Source organism: Paenibacillus sp. GCM10012306 (genome assembly GCF_042649265.1).
GTDB lineage: Bacteria > Bacillota > Bacilli > Paenibacillales > Paenibacillaceae > Paenibacillus_AQ.
On sequence record NZ_JBHRYW010000012.1, the window covers coordinates 201908 to 218547 of the forward strand.

The 16640-nt window shown below is 48.8% G+C and carries 10 protein-coding genes and 1 rRNA gene; 10 read left to right on the top strand and 1 reads right to left on the bottom strand.

From position 1 onward, the window contains the following. Nucleotides 1-321: 321 nt before the first annotated feature. Entirely contained in the window at nt 322-1044 is a 723-nt protein-coding gene (locus ACFORK_RS23250; protein WP_379203518.1) for a stalk domain-containing protein, read from the top strand. A gap of 127 nt (nt 1045-1171) precedes the next feature. Here the strand turns inward: ACFORK_RS23250 and ACFORK_RS23255 are convergent, their stop codons facing one another. Continuing rightward, entirely contained in the window at nt 1172-1300 is a 129-nt protein-coding gene (locus ACFORK_RS23255) for a DUF4023 family protein (RefSeq protein ID WP_083205578.1), read from the bottom strand. A gap of 223 nt (nt 1301-1523) precedes the next feature. On the opposite strand from ACFORK_RS23255, the gene ACFORK_RS23260 reads away from it, so the two are divergent. From ACFORK_RS23260 to ACFORK_RS23300, 9 genes are all read left to right on the top strand, one after another. After that, nucleotides 1524-3335 carry a sensor histidine kinase gene (locus ACFORK_RS23260; RefSeq protein WP_379203521.1) on the top strand — a complete coding sequence of 604 codons (1812 nt, stop codon included), beginning with the start codon at nt 1524-1526 and terminating at the stop codon, nt 3333-3335. Between the two features lie 3 nt (nt 3336-3338). Beyond that, on the top strand, nt 3339-4865 hold the full coding sequence (locus tag ACFORK_RS23265) for a response regulator (RefSeq protein ID WP_379203523.1): 1527 nt from the start codon (nt 3339-3341) through the stop codon (nt 4863-4865). Nucleotides 4866-5041: 176 nt separating this feature from the next. Beyond that, nucleotides 5042-6529 carry an ABC transporter substrate-binding protein gene (locus tag ACFORK_RS23270; protein ID WP_379203525.1) on the top strand — a complete coding sequence of 496 codons (1488 nt, stop codon included), beginning with the start codon at nt 5042-5044 and terminating at the stop codon, nt 6527-6529. 82 nt (nt 6530-6611) lie between these two features. Next, nucleotides 6612-7544 carry an ABC transporter permease gene (locus ACFORK_RS23275; RefSeq protein WP_379203559.1) on the top strand — a complete coding sequence of 311 codons (933 nt, stop codon included), beginning with the start codon at nt 6612-6614 and terminating at the stop codon, nt 7542-7544. 24 nt (nt 7545-7568) lie between these two features. Next, nucleotides 7569-8486, top strand: coding sequence for a carbohydrate ABC transporter permease (locus ACFORK_RS23280; protein ID WP_379203527.1), 918 nt, complete (start codon nt 7569-7571; stop codon nt 8484-8486). 101 nt (nt 8487-8587) lie between these two features. Further along, on the top strand, nt 8588-9907 hold the full coding sequence (locus ACFORK_RS23285; RefSeq protein WP_379203529.1) for a glycoside hydrolase family 125 protein: 1320 nt from the start codon (nt 8588-8590) through the stop codon (nt 9905-9907). Continuing rightward, nucleotides 9904-13065, top strand: a complete 3162-nt coding sequence (locus ACFORK_RS23290) for a beta-galactosidase (RefSeq protein WP_379203531.1) — start codon at nt 9904-9906, stop codon at nt 13063-13065. The genes ACFORK_RS23285 and ACFORK_RS23290 overlap by 4 nt, the downstream gene beginning before the upstream one ends. A gap of 22 nt (nt 13066-13087) precedes the next feature. Then, nucleotides 13088-15826 carry an alpha-mannosidase gene (locus ACFORK_RS23295; protein ID WP_379203533.1) on the top strand — a complete coding sequence of 913 codons (2739 nt, stop codon included), beginning with the start codon at nt 13088-13090 and terminating at the stop codon, nt 15824-15826. A 647-nt stretch (nt 15827-16473) separates the two neighbouring features. Beyond that, a 16S ribosomal RNA gene (locus ACFORK_RS23300) occupies nt 16474-16640 on the top strand; the annotation flags it as partial.

The window sequence follows — 16640 nt, forward strand, 5'->3', positions numbered from 1 at the left end:
GTTCAAGTTGAACCTCTCCTAATGAATAGAATGTGTGCAGCAGATTCATTAAGTATAGCACGTTATTTAAATTCCAGATGCTGGGAAGGTGTTCTCCAGGCTGATTAAAAAGAATATTTTGTGAAACAGCGACCGGAAGTCCAAACATTCACCGTAGTGACGACCGAGCCTTACGGCGGATCTTAAGTTGAGCTTAAATAGTCTTACGCCCCGCTGTGAAATACTTCTTTACATCATGGATACAGTTTGGAAACAACTCATTGGTTTAATAAGACTATGAAATGCAGCACAGCACACCAAACTTCAAGGAGACGATCTCAGATGAAAAGCAAAAAAATGATCATAGCAACAATGGTGTTCGGGATGGCAGTGACAGGTTCAGCGGGGGTTTATGCAGGAACCAATTTAGAAAAGATCAGTGCGTACCTTAATCATGGCCTTGGCTTCAAAGTTAACGGTTCCGCTTATACACCAGTCGATGGCAACGGCAACAAGCTGGCACCGATTACGTATAAGGATACGACCTACCTGCCAGTTCGGGCGCTGGCGGATGCGCTGAAGGTGCCGGTCACTTTTGACGGTAAGACTAATCAGGTCATTATCGGTAAAAACGATGGCGGCTCTGCACCAAGCAATGGTGGATCGACCAATGAGCTGTCAGCCATCCAATACACCGCTGCGCAAAAGCAGGCAATTCAGAAGGCCTTTGCCCAGTTCAAAGGCTTTGAGACAGCCTATGCCCCAACACAAATGACCAAAGGCGATGCTTTTGATAAAGTGGCCTCCTCCGATGATGGTGTGAGCTTCCTGTTCAAGCATATGAGAATCGTGATTTCGGCCAGAGACTATTCAGGCGGTTATGCCAGCCAAGCGGTCCAACTGTCCAATGGTGTTAAAGCCAAATGGTACAGCCCTTCCAGCGACACGCAACTGCTGGGCTTCAACCTGAATGACCGGGTGGTAACGATCAGTTCTCCGGATAAGAGCCTCAGCAAAGCACAATTGGAGAAAGTAGCAGTAGGTGTAGCAAAATTAAGCAAATAATCTCATTAAGCTTCACCTCATAAAAGATTCAGCCCATAAAACAGCCCGGCATATCTCTTCACGGATAGCCGGGCTGTTATGAGTTTGCGGGTAGGCCGCAGTCCAACTGCTGCGCTCCCGGATGCTTTTATTTTTTGGTGCTGTGCTGCTTGTTGGGTAGCTTTGCTTCAGGACTGCCTTGTCCCCGGTGCTTGCTCTTCTCCGCTTTTTTCTGCGTGTCATGCAGCTTCTCCACATACTCATGTGTATCATCCATTACTCCTTGCGCCTCCTCGCCTTGATAAACTTGCTGTTACTGTAACCAGATGGGCTGTAAAACATACATAATCCCTGCATGATCTTTAATTTTTGCAGAGAATCTTTAATTTTTGGGATAGTTTGCAAGACGAGCATTTCCGCAAGCGCTGTCATTTTCGTGATATACTATAGGATAGCAGTGCAAATGAAGCGCGGCTTCATCAAAAAACAGGAGGATGAACATGCTTCTGGGGAAGATGTACAGAAAATATTTTCAACATAATGTATTCATCAAGATCATCCTGTTGTTCTCGATCGTTGCGGTCGTCACTATCATTACGTTCTCTTATTTAATGTTTCACCTGATGTCTCAGGCGGCAGTACAGCGGCAAATGGAGATTCAGAAACGGACAGTTGAAAGCGTTAGTCATTATATCGGGCAGAAGTATGATCTGGTGCAGTCTATGATGATCGATATTTACCGGGATAGCGAGCTGACCTCGAATACGGCGTACTTGTTGGAGCATCCCTATGAGAATTACATCCGTTACCGGTTGGATCGGTATTTCAACGAGAGTAATTCAACCACCGACACCGTACAGTATTTCAAGAACAAACTTGAGGATGATCCCGGTATTCGTAACTTGATATTGTATAGCGCTGCAGAACAGCAGCTCTATGTCTTTAATTCGCACAAGCAGTTTGAGATCATCGCTGCGAATGCAGCCCATTCCTTTGTTCCCGATGCCATGTATGCGGAAGAAGCAGTCAATGTCTCAGTTCCGAATATTTGGGTACGCAAAAGCATTGCTCTTGCCGATACGCCGATGTTCTCGGTGCGCACTCCCATTAATAACAAGCAGTCGCTGCGCAATATTGGCCAACTGCTCGTCTATTTCGATGCTGAGCGAGTGTGGAACAGCATGGGCAACGATAAGAATGATTTCAAAGGCACCATTCTGGCGTTGTCGGCCGACGGCGATGTGCTATTCGATACTTCAGGTCGATATTATGGGGCCAAATATCCGAATATGGAGCTGGTAAGTTCTGCCTACACGGATGGTGAAGAGGTCAACGGCATGACGATTACGAAGCTGACACATGGCCAAGGCGGCTTTACTGTGCTTAGTATCGTTCCTAAGGAAGAACTTGCAGCCACTTATCGTGGCTTGGGGAATACAGTTCTTACGATTTGTTTATTATGTATTGCATTCGCGATTATTACGGCCTCACTCTTTATTAGTAATTTTGCCAAGCGTACACGGGGCATCATCAAATTCACTCGTAAGGTTAAGAACGGAGATCTGAATGCCCGGATTGCTGATGTTAAGGAAGATGAACTGGGTCAGATTTCTAAAAGCTTTAACGATATGTTGGATGAACTCAATCTTTACATTGATCGGGTATTTAAGGCCGAAATCAAGCAGAAGCACACGGAAATTGCGGCGCTAGAGGCCAGAGTGAATCCTCATTTTCTATATAACACCCTTGAGGTCATCCGAATGCGGGCCATTTCACAGGGAGCCGAAGATGTCGGTGAGATGATATATAGCTTGTCGGTACTTTTCAAAAGCTACGTGCATCCTAAGCCCAAGCATACGCTGAAAGATGAACTGGAAGCCTGCCGGCTGTATCTGGAGCTGTTCCGGATTCGTTACAAGGACAGGTTCTCTTACGAACTGCGTTGTGAGCGGGAGCTGGAGGGAAAAGTGGTCATGAAAATGTCGCTGCAGCCCATTATCGAGAATTACATTTTGCACGGCATGCGGGCGGATCGCAGTGATAATCACATCACTGTGACTGTGACCAAAGAAGAAGATATTCTTCGTACTGTAGTAACAGATAACGGGCGTGGCATCACCCCAGGTAGACTGGAGGAATTGCAGCAGAGGCTGCATCAGGCCGATGAATCATCGGAGTCCTTTGGCCTGCGCAGCATTCACGAGCGGCTCCAGCTGCTGTATGGGGCGCCGCATGGCCTTGAACTGAACAGCGAAGAGGGTAAGGGTACGACAGTGACGGTGTATTTCCCCGATTTGGGAGAGGATGAGTGAGCCATGTACAGAGTATTCATTGTGGATGATGAACCGTTCATCATCGAAGGATTGTATGATATTGTCGATTGGGCCAGCTTTGGCATGGAGATTGTTGGTCAGGCGGGCAATGGACAGGAAGCGCTGGAGTCACTGAGGTCGGTGCGGGTCGACGTACTGATCACAGACATTTCCATGCCGCAGATGAATGGACTGGATCTCATCCGTAGTGTTCGGGAATTTCAGCCGGAGATTAAAACGATTATTTTAAGCGGTTACGATGAATTTGGGTACTTAAAGGAAGGAATGGCCCTTGGCATTGAGAATTATCTTTTGAAGCCGATCAATCTGAAAGAATTTAAGGCTACGCTGAGTACCATCGCCGAGAAGCTGAATGAATCCAGAGCAGACTATAGGCTGAATGAACACAGCATTTCAATTTTAAGAGATAATGTTATGCACCGATGGTTGAGAAATCAGATTGCTCCGCAGGAATTTCAGGAACGGGCCGACTTTCTGGGGATTGTCATCGACAAGCCGCTGGCCCAGGTCGCATTGCTACGATCTGAGCAGCGCGTGTCCGAACTATTTTCTGCGGTTGTTGAGGCATTGAATGGTATTCCCGGCGTCATTCCGTTTCAGGATATGGATGGGGACATCGTGATGCTGCACATGCTCAGCGAATACCAACGCGGCAAGGAAGGGGCGGAATCTATTCATCAGCAATTGCTGGCCGCTCCGGCGCTAGCTACCTACCAGCAACTGTATCTTTCAGTAGGAAGTGTACAGGAAACCGAGGACAATGTAGCACTGAGCTATACACAGGCGAAGCGGGCACAGGAATATTTTATGTTGTTCCCCGAACACAGTTATATCTGCTATGAGAATTTGCAAGAAGGGCGAGAGGAGATTAGCTTGGAGCTTCCAGTTAACTGGGAAGAGGATCTCAAGCTGATTATGGCGAAGGACACGGAGGGTCTGCTGCAAAGGATTAATCAGAACTTTGAGCAGCTGCGGAGGATGGAGGGAATTACACCAGAATTGATCCAGGACGTAGCTACGGAATGGCTAATCCGCTTCAAAATGCAGCTCAAGGAGATCCGGCATGCGGAGGAACCCGAGTTTTTTAAAGAAGGACTTCATAAAATTCGTGCAACATCATCCATCGCCGATTGGGCGGATATTTTGAAGGAAGCGGCAGCATATACTATAGATGCACTGATCCGTGATGTGAAAAGCCCTGTAGTTCAGCAGGTGCTTAACCATATTCATCAATCCTACAGCGAAGATATCTCATTGAAGACCCTTGGGACACAATATAATATTCACCCCGTGTATCTGGGGCAATTGTTCCACAAAGAAGTTGGTGAATCCTTCACAGAGTATATTAACAAGTACCGGATTGAGAAAGCTAAGGAGCAACTGCGAACCGGTTCGCTCAAGGTTCATGAAATCGCTCGGAACGTGGGATATTGGGAGACTGGATACTTTTACAAGCAATTCAAAAAGCATGTAGGGATCTCTCCAACCGAATATAAAGGGCTTGTTTAGCACATAAGCTAAGCAAGTCCTTTTCTTTATTTTTTACACCTTTTATTTAGTTTAGCTTCTGTTTGAAAATGCTTTCATAAATTACAGTATAAATAGTCCTTGAAGGAAATATCGCGAGGTATAATTCCGGGTTATGCAGCGATACTGAGGTAAACATAAGGGGAGGTTATACGAACATGAGCAAGAACAAAAAAAGATTATCTCTGATGCTGACATCTATGATGGCGCTTTCGCTTGCGCTCACCGCTTGTGGTGGAGGCAATACCAACAATGAGAATGCTTCCGGGAACGGTGGTAAATCAGAAAAGCCAGTTGAACTGATCTGGTACACGATCGGGCCCCCACAAAAGGACATGAACATGGTTGTGGACGAGGTTAACAAATATATTCAGCCTAAGATCAACGCAACTCTGAAAATGAACATGATTGATTTCGGTGACTATACACAAAAAATGCAAGTGAAAGTCGCTTCTGGCGAGCCGATGGATCTTATGTTCACCAGCTCCTGGGCTTTCGATTATGTACAAAATGCCCGCAAAGGTGCATTTATGGAACTGGATGACTTGCTTGAGAAATACGGCAAAGGCATCAAAGACACCATTGACCCTGCTTTCCTGGAAGGTTCCAAAGTAGATGGTCATAACTATGCGGTGCCTGCGAACAAAGAGCTTCCAGCCCAAGAAGTATGGCGCTTTAATAAAGACCTGGTGGACAAGTACAAGCTGGACATTGATAAAGTCGACTCCTTAGAGAGCCTAGAGCCGCTGCTGAAGACTATCAAGGAAAATGAGCCTAACATCACGCCTTATGCGATGGTGAAGGATTTCATGCCGGTACTGCCGTTCGACTACATCATCGAGAAGATGCCGATGGCTGTATATATGGACACCAAGGACTATAAAGTCGTGAACATTCTGGAAACACCGGAATTGAAAAACAGTCTTGAAACCATTCGCAAATATTACAAGGCAGGTTATATTTCACCTGAGGTAGCAACAACGACTTCCGTAGACGATCTCTACAAGTCCAGCAACTGGTTCATGGATCGTGCAACCAGCCAACCGATGGCAGACAACCTGTGGTCAGCGAGCTACGGCTATCCGGTAGTCTCAAAACCAGCCAGCAAGCCGTACGTTTATAACTGGTCTGTTATGGGTTCCATGCAGGCTATCTCTGCCAACTCACCTAACCCAGATAAAGCTATGGAATTCCTGAACTTGCTGAATACCGATCCGGTACTTCGCAATATGATCGATTCCGGGATTGAAGGTGTGCACTATGAGAAAGTTGGCGAGAACCGGATGAAGAACTTGCCGGAATCCAAGAACTACGATATGCCTACCTTCTCGCTCGGTAACATCATGCTTAACTACCTGAACGAAGAAGACCCTGATGATAAATGGGAACTCTTCAAGAAATTCAACGATTCCGGTGTGAACGCTCCGCTCCTCGGATTCAACTTCGACACTTCGAAAGTAACAAGTGAGATTGCAGCTGTTCAGAACGTGAAGGAAGAATTCTGGGCGCCGCTGATGACCGGAACTGTAGATCCGAATGAATACCTGGCCAAGGCCAATGAGAAATTTAAAGCCGCTGGACTGGACAAGATCATTGCCGAAGCCCAATCGCAAATTGATGCTTGGAAAGCGGCGAACAACAAGTAATACATCATTGGAACAGAAGACGCGGGCGGGGTGAGACTCTTGCCCGGTCTTCTTTACCATTCAGGAGGGATTCACTGTGAGAATGGCCCGAGAATTTTTCGGAAATATCAACAAAAACAAGGTTATGCTGTTTATGGTTCTACCGGGTACCCTTTGGTTCCTCTTCTTTTCATATCTACCGATGCTAGGGACGGTTATCGCTTTTAAGGAGTATCGCTTTAGTAGAGACGGCTTTTGGGCCAGTATCGTCAACAGCAAATGGGTGGGGCTCGACAACTTCAAGTTCCTGTTTACCACCAATGATGCCTATATCATTACACGTAATACGCTGCTCTATAACGCGGCATTTATTATAGTAGGACTAGCTTTGTCTGTTCTGCTGGCAGTCGTGCTATCGGAAATCGTTAATAAAAAACTCGCTAAGGTCTATCAGACCGGAATGTTCCTGCCTTATTTTCTGTCATGGGTTGTCGTCGGCTACTTTGCCTTCAGCTTCCTCAGCTCCGAACGTGGCATGCTGAACCAGATTATGGGCTATTTCGGTGCGGAGTCTGTGCAATGGTATTCGGAAAAGAAATATTGGCCGCTGATCCTCATCCTCGTATATCTATGGAAAGCCGTCGGCTACAACAGTGTCGTCTATCTGGCTGCCATTATGGGGATCGACAAGTCACTCTATGAAGCGGCGATGATCGACGGGGCCAGCAAACTCCAACAGATCCGCAACATTACGCTGCCGCTTTTAAGACCGATTCTTACCATTATGACCCTGCTTGCTGTAGGGAAAATTTTCTATGCCGACTTCGGCCTCTTCTATCAGGTGCCTCGTAATTCCGGTACCTTGTACAGCGTCACGAACGTTATTGACACCTATGTCTATCAAGGTCTCAAGAGTACGGGTGAGATTGGCATGAGTACAGCGGCAGGTCTTTATCAGTCGCTCGTCGGGTTCACGCTCGTCATGTTCTCGAACTATGTGGTGCGCAAATACGACAAAGACAGCGCATTGTTCTAAATCACCTGAAAGGAGTGTGCCCATATGTCATCAATTACGCGTAAAGAACGCGATTTTCATCAATTGTCCAAACCAATGAATGTGTTATTTAACTTGATCGCCGGAATTTTTGCCTTTCTCTGCGTATTTCCGTTTCTGTTCGTTGTCATCATCTCCTTCACCGATGAAGGAGCGCTGGCAAGAGACGGCTACCGGTTAATCCCGTCCAAATGGAGCCTCGGAGCATACCGTTATGTTTTTGAGTCCGGGGATATGCTGCTTCGTTCCTATGGCGTTACTATTCTAGTTACTGTGCTCGGAACGATCGTCAGTCTGTTATTGATGTCTTTTTATGCTTATGCTATTTCGCGTAAAAGCTTCCGGTATCGTAATTTCTTTTCGTTCCTTGCTTTCTTCACTATGCTGTTCAACGGTGGTTTGGTACCGACTTATATCGTAGTCACTCAATTGCTGCACCTGAAGGATACCATCTGGGCGCTGGTGCTGCCGCTGGCTGTTAACGCGTTCTATATTATGATCTTGCGAACGTTCTATACGACCAGCGTGCCTGACGCTATTATCGAGTCGGGTAAAATCGACGGAGCCGGCGAGTTCCGGATTTTCCTCACGCTAGTGCTGCCGTTGTCGCTGCCAGGTCTGGCTACGATTGCGTTGTTCAGCACACTTGGCTACTGGAATGACTGGTTCAACGCCCTACTCTACATCGACACTCCGAATCTCGTACCGCTGCAATCCATGCTAATGCGAATCGAGACCAGTATGCAGTTCCTATTACAGAATTCACAGAACAGCTCGCTCAGCCTGGAAGCCTTGCGCTCGATGCCACAAGATACTTCTCGTATGGCGATGGTCGTGCTGGCTACAGGACCGATTATTTTCGCTTATCCGTTCTTCCAGCGCTATTTCATACAGGGGCTTACTGTAGGTGCGGTGAAAGAGTAATACATCTGAAAGTCTAAACATTTTCCGCAATGTTACCCCTGTAATTTTCCTGAGATCAATCTTAATCATTCGATAACATATATAAAAGGAGAGTATATTCCTTGGAACAATTCAGACTACCCAAAATAGCGATGCCACAACTTACTTTGCCAAAAGCAGTGCAGGAAGTGCTGGCGGAAGCTGAAGAAAAGCTGGCCCATCGTCCGAAGCTGCTACAGCTGTTCAAGAACTGTTTCCCAAATACGCTGGAGACGACCACAAAGCTATTGGATGACGGAACAACCTTTGTCATTACCGGAGACATTCCAGCTTCGTGGCTGCGCGATTCGGTAGAACAAGTAATTCATTATGTGCCACTGGCCAAGAATGATCCGGACTTGCAGCGCATCATCGGCGGGTTGATCAAGCGGCATATCCAATACATCCATGTTGATCCTTATGCGAATGCATTCAACGAATCAGCTAATGATTGGCACTGGAATACGACGGATGTGACTGAGATGTCGCCGTGGGTGTGGGAGCGGAAGTTCGAGATTGATTCGTTGTGCTTCGTGATTCGCCTGGCCTACACGTACTGGAAAGAGACAGGACTTACCGATTTCTTCGATGCCGGATTCAAGTCGGCCCTGCGCCTTATCGTAGATCTGTTCAAAAGAGAGCAGCATCATTTTGAGCAGTCTCCATACCGCTTCACTCGCAATAATGGCATTCCTGAGGACTCGCTGCGTAATGGAGGACTTGGCATGCCGGTCAACTATACCGGAATGATCTGGTCCGGCTTCCGCTCCAGTGATGATGCTTGTGATTTCCACTACAACATTCCAGGCAACATGTTCGCTGTGGTGGCGTTGCGTCAGATGCAGGAATTTGCAGAGTGGGTCTTCCGCGATCTCGATTTCCTGGCCGAGCTGAAGGAACTTGAATTCGAAGTGGATCATGGTATTAAGCTATACGGCATTTACCGTCACCCTGAATTTGGGCCGATTTATGCTTATGAGACAGATGGCTTCGGGAACTACTGTCTGATGGATGATGCGGGAACACCAGGACTGATCTCCATCCCTTACCTGGGGTATACCACAGCGGATGATCCAATATACCAGAACACGAGACGGTTCGCTCTTAGCAAGGAGAATCCGTTCTACTTTGAAGGAACCGCCGCTAAAGGTATCGGCAGCCCACATACACCGAAGGATTACGTCTGGCATATGGCCTTGTCCATGCAGGGCATTACGGCACAATCTGCTGAAGAGAAGCTGGAAATGATCAAGCTATTGGAAAGCACTGACGCTGGAACAGGATATATGCATGAAGGGTTCCATGCTGATGATCCGTCTGTCTTTACGAGAAGTTGGTTCGCTTGGTCGAACAGTCTCTTCTCGCAGCTCGTCTACCGGGCGATGAAAGAAGGGATTCTGTGAGCGCGACAGGAGTGATTGTTTTTTGTGATCCGCTGTTTCCGGGAGAACTTGCAACTGGAGCTGCGCAGGGAATTGAGACAGGCTTGCTGGGTGTCTCCGTGGCATCCGTTAATGGCCACGGGCTAGCGGAAGCGCTGGATACTGCTCCGGCAGGCGGGGTCTTCATTAACCTGCATGCGCCATACTTTCCTAAGGCAGCCTGGCCTTCTATTGTAGCTTTTTTGCAAAGAGGTGGGGGTTTGATCAGCGCTGGAGGCGCACCGTTCAAACATCCGGTGACCTGGGAAGCTGGGGAGTGGCATATCGAAGCAGAGCAGACGGCCTACCACCGTCAGCTTCATATTCATGAAGCGCTGCGGGTGAGCAGTAAGGAACGGGTCAGCGAGTATACCTCGCACCCGGATATCCCGCTCTTCGCTGGGCAGGAGCAGCTTCTGCCGGTTGCGAACACTTGGAATCTAGTACCGCATGTCACGAAGAGCAGTGATTTGCCAGAGCAAATGGGCTCTAGTGGACCGATGGATACGCGGATTTATGCGCTGCTGAAGGGCGTGTCGGCACAGGGGCGTGAAATCTCGGCTCCGGCGGTATTGTGGGAGCATGTCGGCGGTCCCTTTAAGGGAGGACGCTGGCTGTTCATTAACCAGCCGCTGGGGCAGAGCTTCTGGGAGAACGGTGGTGCGACAGCTTTGGCGGGCTGGACTGCTTTTGCCGCCAAGGGTGTAACCGAGCTGTGGCTGAAGTCGAATTATGCTTCCTATGAGCCGGGAGAACGTCCAGTGCTGAGTCTGCAAAGCCAGAACCTGAGCCGCAAGGCGTCCTCATCCAAGGAAGCTACTGAGTGGAAGCTATCCTTCACCCTGAACAAAGAGGGTGAAGAAGCTGGCGCTCTATTCAGCCATACGTGCGAGGTGAAAGTCACCCGGGAACTGAACATCCTGCGGATTCCAGTTCCAGTCGAGCTTCAACCCGGGCTGCACCGGCTGGTCTGCCGGGCGGAGTCAGAGGATGGAGAAGTACGCGTGCTGCTCCAAGGCCTGTGGGGCCATGATGAAGCCCTGCTGTCACAAGGTGAGCCCGTTTCAGCTGGCAGAGATTATTTTGTGAAGAATGGAAAGCCGTTGCCGGTGGTGGGCATGACTTATATGACCTCCGACGTAGCACGGAAGTTCTTGTTCCTGCCGAATGCGGACGTATGGGATCGGGATATGGCACAGATGAAGAAGGCGGGAATTAACTGGATTCGGACGGGGATTTGGACGGCTTACCGTAATGTAATGCAAGTGGATGGGCATGCCTCAGAAGAAGTACTGCGGGCCATTGACGCCTTTTTCCTGACTGCGAAACGGCATGACCTGCAAGTGACCTTCACCTTCTTCTCCTTCACACCAGAGACCTGGGAGGGTACGAATCCGTATCTTGATCCCCGCAGTGTGGAGGCTCAGAAGCGGTTTATTCGCTCAATTGTCTCCCGGCATCGTTCTACGACTCACGTGGATTGGGATCTTATTAATGAACCGTCGATGTTCGACCCGCCGCGCATTTTCTCGGACGGACCTAGCTCGGCCAGAGATATCCATGAGATCAAGGCCTTCTCAGCTTGGCTGGAAAAGCGTCACGGGAACATCTCCACTTTGCAGGAGCACTGGAACATGACACCACTGGAGCTGCCGGACTTCGCGGCTGCCCGTCCTCCAGAGCAAAGTGATATTAACTTCAGCATCCAGGATATTCACTCAGGCAAACGCGGTACGCGCTGGCTGGATTACTGCCTGTTCTCGATGGATATGCATAATGTCTGGGCGCAGGAGCTGTACGGAACGATTAAAGAGTTGTGTCCAAACCATATGGTTACCGTAGGCCAGGACGAAGCACTTGGTGCGCAGCGGCCATCGCCTTTCTTCTATGAACAGGCTGTGGATTACACGACCGTTCACACCTGGTGGCTGAACGACAGCCTGCTCTGGAGCGGCATCTTCGCCAAAACGGCAAACAAGCCGAATTTGGTTCAGGAGACTGGCATTATGTACGTGGAGACACCGGACGGACGGGCTAAACGGAGCGAGGAAGAACTGCAGTCCATTCTGGAGCGCAAATATGCGTATGCTTTTGCTACCGGTGGCGCTGGTGCCGTGCAATGGATCTGGAACACGAACTTCTATATGGACAATGCCAATGAATCGCAGATCGGCGCGGTTCGTGCGGACGGTACAGAGAAGCCTGAAGCTGATGTGTCTTATGATTTCGGCCGTTTTATCGGCGAAGCCGGAGGCGTGTTCGACGGACGCAAGCTGGAGGATATCGCTGTTATTTTCCCGTATTCCAATGATTTCTCCAACCGGAAGCTGGCTTACGATGCCACTACACGATTGACGCGGATCATGTCCTATCAGTTGCATCTGCCTTTCCGTGGAGTGTCGGAATATGATCTGGAGGTTCTGGAAGCCCAGCCGCCGAAGCTGATCATGCTGCCAAGCGCGCACAATCTCGATAATGAGGCGATGAAGAAACTGTTGTCATTCGTAGAGCGCACTGGAGCGACCTTGCTGGTAACTGGCAGCCTTGGCCTTGACGCGTACTGGCAGCCAACGGATCGTCTGGATCATTTGCTGGGTCGCCGGGAGCTTCACAATGTACGTAGAGAAGAGCGGCTGAACCTGAATGGGTTGACCTTCCCTGTGTCCTACGGACAGCGGCGGATTGCAGAGCTTATTAAAGAAGTGTCTGTGCAGGAGGTTCCGAAAGCCACTTCTCAATCTGTACAAGGTGATGCTGTAGTGGAAGTAGCTGTAGGCAAGGGGCGGTTGATCTGGAGCCCGCTACCGCTGGAGCTGAATGAACGGGATGAACCGATTGCGGCATTGTATCGCTATGCGGTGGCAGTTTCCGGAGTACGCGCAGAACTCGAATGGCAGGCCTCAGGTGATCTGCCGGGTGTCTACGGGCGGAAGCTCGACTTTAGCGAAGGAGCACTCTTTGTCTTTGTTTCGGAGTATGCCTGGGATACCGAGGTCAAAGTGAAGGATGTCGGAACAGGTACCGTGTACAGCTTTGTTTTGGAAAAAGAGCGTTCGGTGCTGTTCACGACCGATGCAGAAGGACACCTACTGTCCGTATATAGACCTGATGAAGTAACGATAACAAGCCACAAAGGCTGAACTAGAGAGGAGAGATGGATTTATGGCTAAAAAAAGAACAGCGCATATCGTATCCCACACGCATTGGGACCGGGAGTGGTATTTGCCTTACGAGAAGCATCATGTCCGTCTGATTCAACTGGTGGATGCACTCCTGAAGAAGCTTGATGAGGGATCGGCCTTTAAGAGCTTTTACCTGGATGGACAGACGATCATTCTGGAGGATTATCTCCAGGTTCGCCCGGAGAACAAAGAGAAACTGGAGCAGTATATCCGTGAAGGACGAATTCTGATTGGACCTTGGTACATTCTGCAAGATGCGTTCCTGACGAGCAGCGAAGCTAATGTGCGCAACATGCAGATCGGACACCAGGATGCTGAGAAATTCGGAACGCCGTCCAAAATCGGTTATTTCCCTGATACCTTTGGTCTGACCGGACAAATTCCGCAGCTGATGCTGCAATCTGGAATCTCCAACGCGTTCTTCGGACGCGGCGTGAAGCCAACTGGCTTCAATAACACCGTCTCCGACGGCGATTATGAATCCTCCTATTCCGAGCTGATCTGGGAGGGTCCAGATGGTTCTAAAATTCTCGGTATCCTGTTCGCTAATTGGTATTCCAACGGCAACGAGGTTCCAGTAGAAGAAGGGGCCGCCAAAGAATTCTGGGACCGTAAGCTTGCAGATGCTGAGAAATATGCTTCGACTAGCGAGCTGATGTTCATGAACGGATGCGACCACCAGCCGCTGCAGACTGATCTTCCGGAAGCTATTGAGACGGCAAAGGCTTTATACCCGGATACAGAGTTCGTTCATTCCAACTTCCCGGATTATCTGGATGCTCTGAAAGACAGTCTGAAAGATGAGCTTTCTTCTGTCAAAGGCGAGCTGCGTAGCCAGCGTACCGACGGATGGGGCACCCTGGTTAATACGGCCTCAGCCCGTGTCTATCTGAAGCAGATGAATCAGAAGGGACAGACTATTCTGGAAAAAGTGGCAGAGCCTTTGGCCTCTATCGCTAAGCTTGCAGGACAATCTTATCCACATCATCTGTTCACTTATGCTTGGAAGACGCTGATGCAGAACCATCCACATGACAGCATTTGCGGCTGTAGCGTGGATGAAGTGCACAGAGAAATGGTTACCCGGTTTGATAAAAGCCGTCATGTGGCCGAAAGCATTGTAGAGGATAGCGGCCGGTTTATTGCTGAAGCCGTTGATACTTCTGGCTATAGTAAATTCGGCAATGATGCTGTGCCATTTGTCGTTATGAATACAACAGGCTGGAACCGTACTGGTACGGTCAGCGTGGAATTGGATGCAGCGCGGTTGTACCTGCGTGAAGGCTTCTCTTTGGAAGAGACCGCTCGCCGCATGCGAGAGGTTTCCCTCGATGGACATCAATTGGTGGATGAGAACGGCATCGCTGTATCCTACACTATCGAAGACCTCGGGCTGAGCTTCGGCTATGATCTGCCAGACAATCAATTCCGTCAGCCTTATTCGTGCCGTAAAATCAAACTTACGTTTGAAGCGTCTGATGTACCTGCGCTTGGTCTTCGTACCTATGCTTGGGTGAAGTCGGCCGAGCCGGCTCCTGCCTTTGTATCCTTATTGGATGCAGCGCGAGTGCTTGAGAACGATGGAATTAAAGTGGAGATTGCCGATGATGGCTCCTTTACCTTGCACGATAAGAACAGCAATACTTCATATAATGATCTTGGCGTGTATGAGAATACCGGCGATATTGGTAATGAATACATGTACAGACAACCGGACGGCGAGGTTCCGCTGACCACCAAAGGCTTGAAAGCCGAAATTCGTGTGCTTGAAGATACTTCTTTCCGGGCTGCGATTGAAATACTTCATGACTGGGAGATTCCAGCCTCAGCTGATGAATTGCTGGACGCAGAGCAGCGGGCCCTAGTCTATTACCCGGAACGTAAGGCACAACGCAGCCGTGAGACCGTTACGTTGAAGCTTCGTACCGTACTGTCACTGGAACGTAAGGGCAGAGGTCTGTCTATCGAATCTACTATTAATAACAACGCTAAGGATCACCGGGTACGGATGCTGTTCCCGACCGATCTGGTAACTGATGTGCACCATGCTGACTCTATGTTCGAAATTGCTACGCGGGATAACGTTCCGGCGAGCGAATGGCTGAACCCGAGTAATACCCAGCATCAGCAGAACTTTGTTGATGTCAGCAGTGACCAAGCCGGACTTACGGTTGCTAATCTAGGGCTGAATGAGTACGAGATCTTGCGGGATGGCCGCAATACAGTGGCTGTTACCCTGCTGCGCAGCGTGGGCGAACTTGGAGACTGGGGCTGGTTCCCGACACCGGAAGCCCAGTGCTTGGGCGAGCATACGGTACAGCTGCAGCTAATTCCGCATAGCGGGGATCGCATTGCGTCCGGAGCATATACTGAGGCTTATCAATTCCAGGTGCCTTGGACTGTCTTCCAGACAGGGGTTCATGAGGGTAAGCTTGCCTCGGGCTATGCACCTTTCCAATGGAAGGGTACAGCAGCCGCATTTTCCTCTGTAAAAATGAACGAAAAGACTGGCGACCTGCTGGTTCGCTGGTACAACATGGCTGAGCAGCCTTTAGAGCTGGCTCTGGACGTCATTGCTCCGCATGAGCATCTGTATGAGACGACTATTCTGGAAGAGCGCACGGCGCCATGTGCAGATCCTGGAGATCGTCCGTATTCATTGAAGGTCGGTCCTTTCGGGATTGCGACCTATGGAATTCAAATTGGGGACGCACAGTAATAACGAAGTACGGAATGTTACCTTTAAAGCCAGTTTCCATCGTGGATGGAGACTGGCTTTTTCAAATTAAAGAATGTTTGAATTTGAAAGCTACAGTGATTGAAGTATTAATCAAAAGGGTAATGGGGCATAGTAGGGGAGATCACCTCCCAAGAGCTACTGAGTTTAATGATGGACATTCTTTATAGAAGGAACATAAGTGTGTCTTCTTACGAATCACTGAAATGCAGTGCTGTTGGCAGGACATGCAAAACCTTGTATACAGGGATAAATGGTCATGGCGCGGGTAATATTAAATAAAATAATAAAAAACACTTGCAATGGTCTTTTATCCATGGTATATTCTAATTCCGGCCAAGAAATAACGATGCCGAGCTCGAAAAAAGAAATTAAAAAAAGAGCTTGACATTAAAACGCCGGACATGATATAGTATAAGAGTTGCTGCTGAGACATTGAGTGGACAACGAGAACAGCTTGATCTTTGAAAACTGAACAACGAGTGAGTATCGAATTCACGCAAGTGAGTTCACAAATGAGAATTTAATTCTCGTCAGATGTTTCAAAATGAGCAATCGCTCTTTTCGATAAGTTTTCGGATGGTTATTTTCTTGGAGTAATTTCGAGGAAGTGAACGCTCGAAAAAACCTATTTGGAGAGTTTGATCCTGGCTCAGGACGAACGCTGGCGGCGTGCCTAATACATGCAAGTCGAGCGGGGTTGATTTGAAAGCTTGCTTTCAAATCAACTTAGCGGCGGACGGGTGAGTAACACGTAGGCAACCTGCCCCACAGACTGGGATAACTACCGGAAACG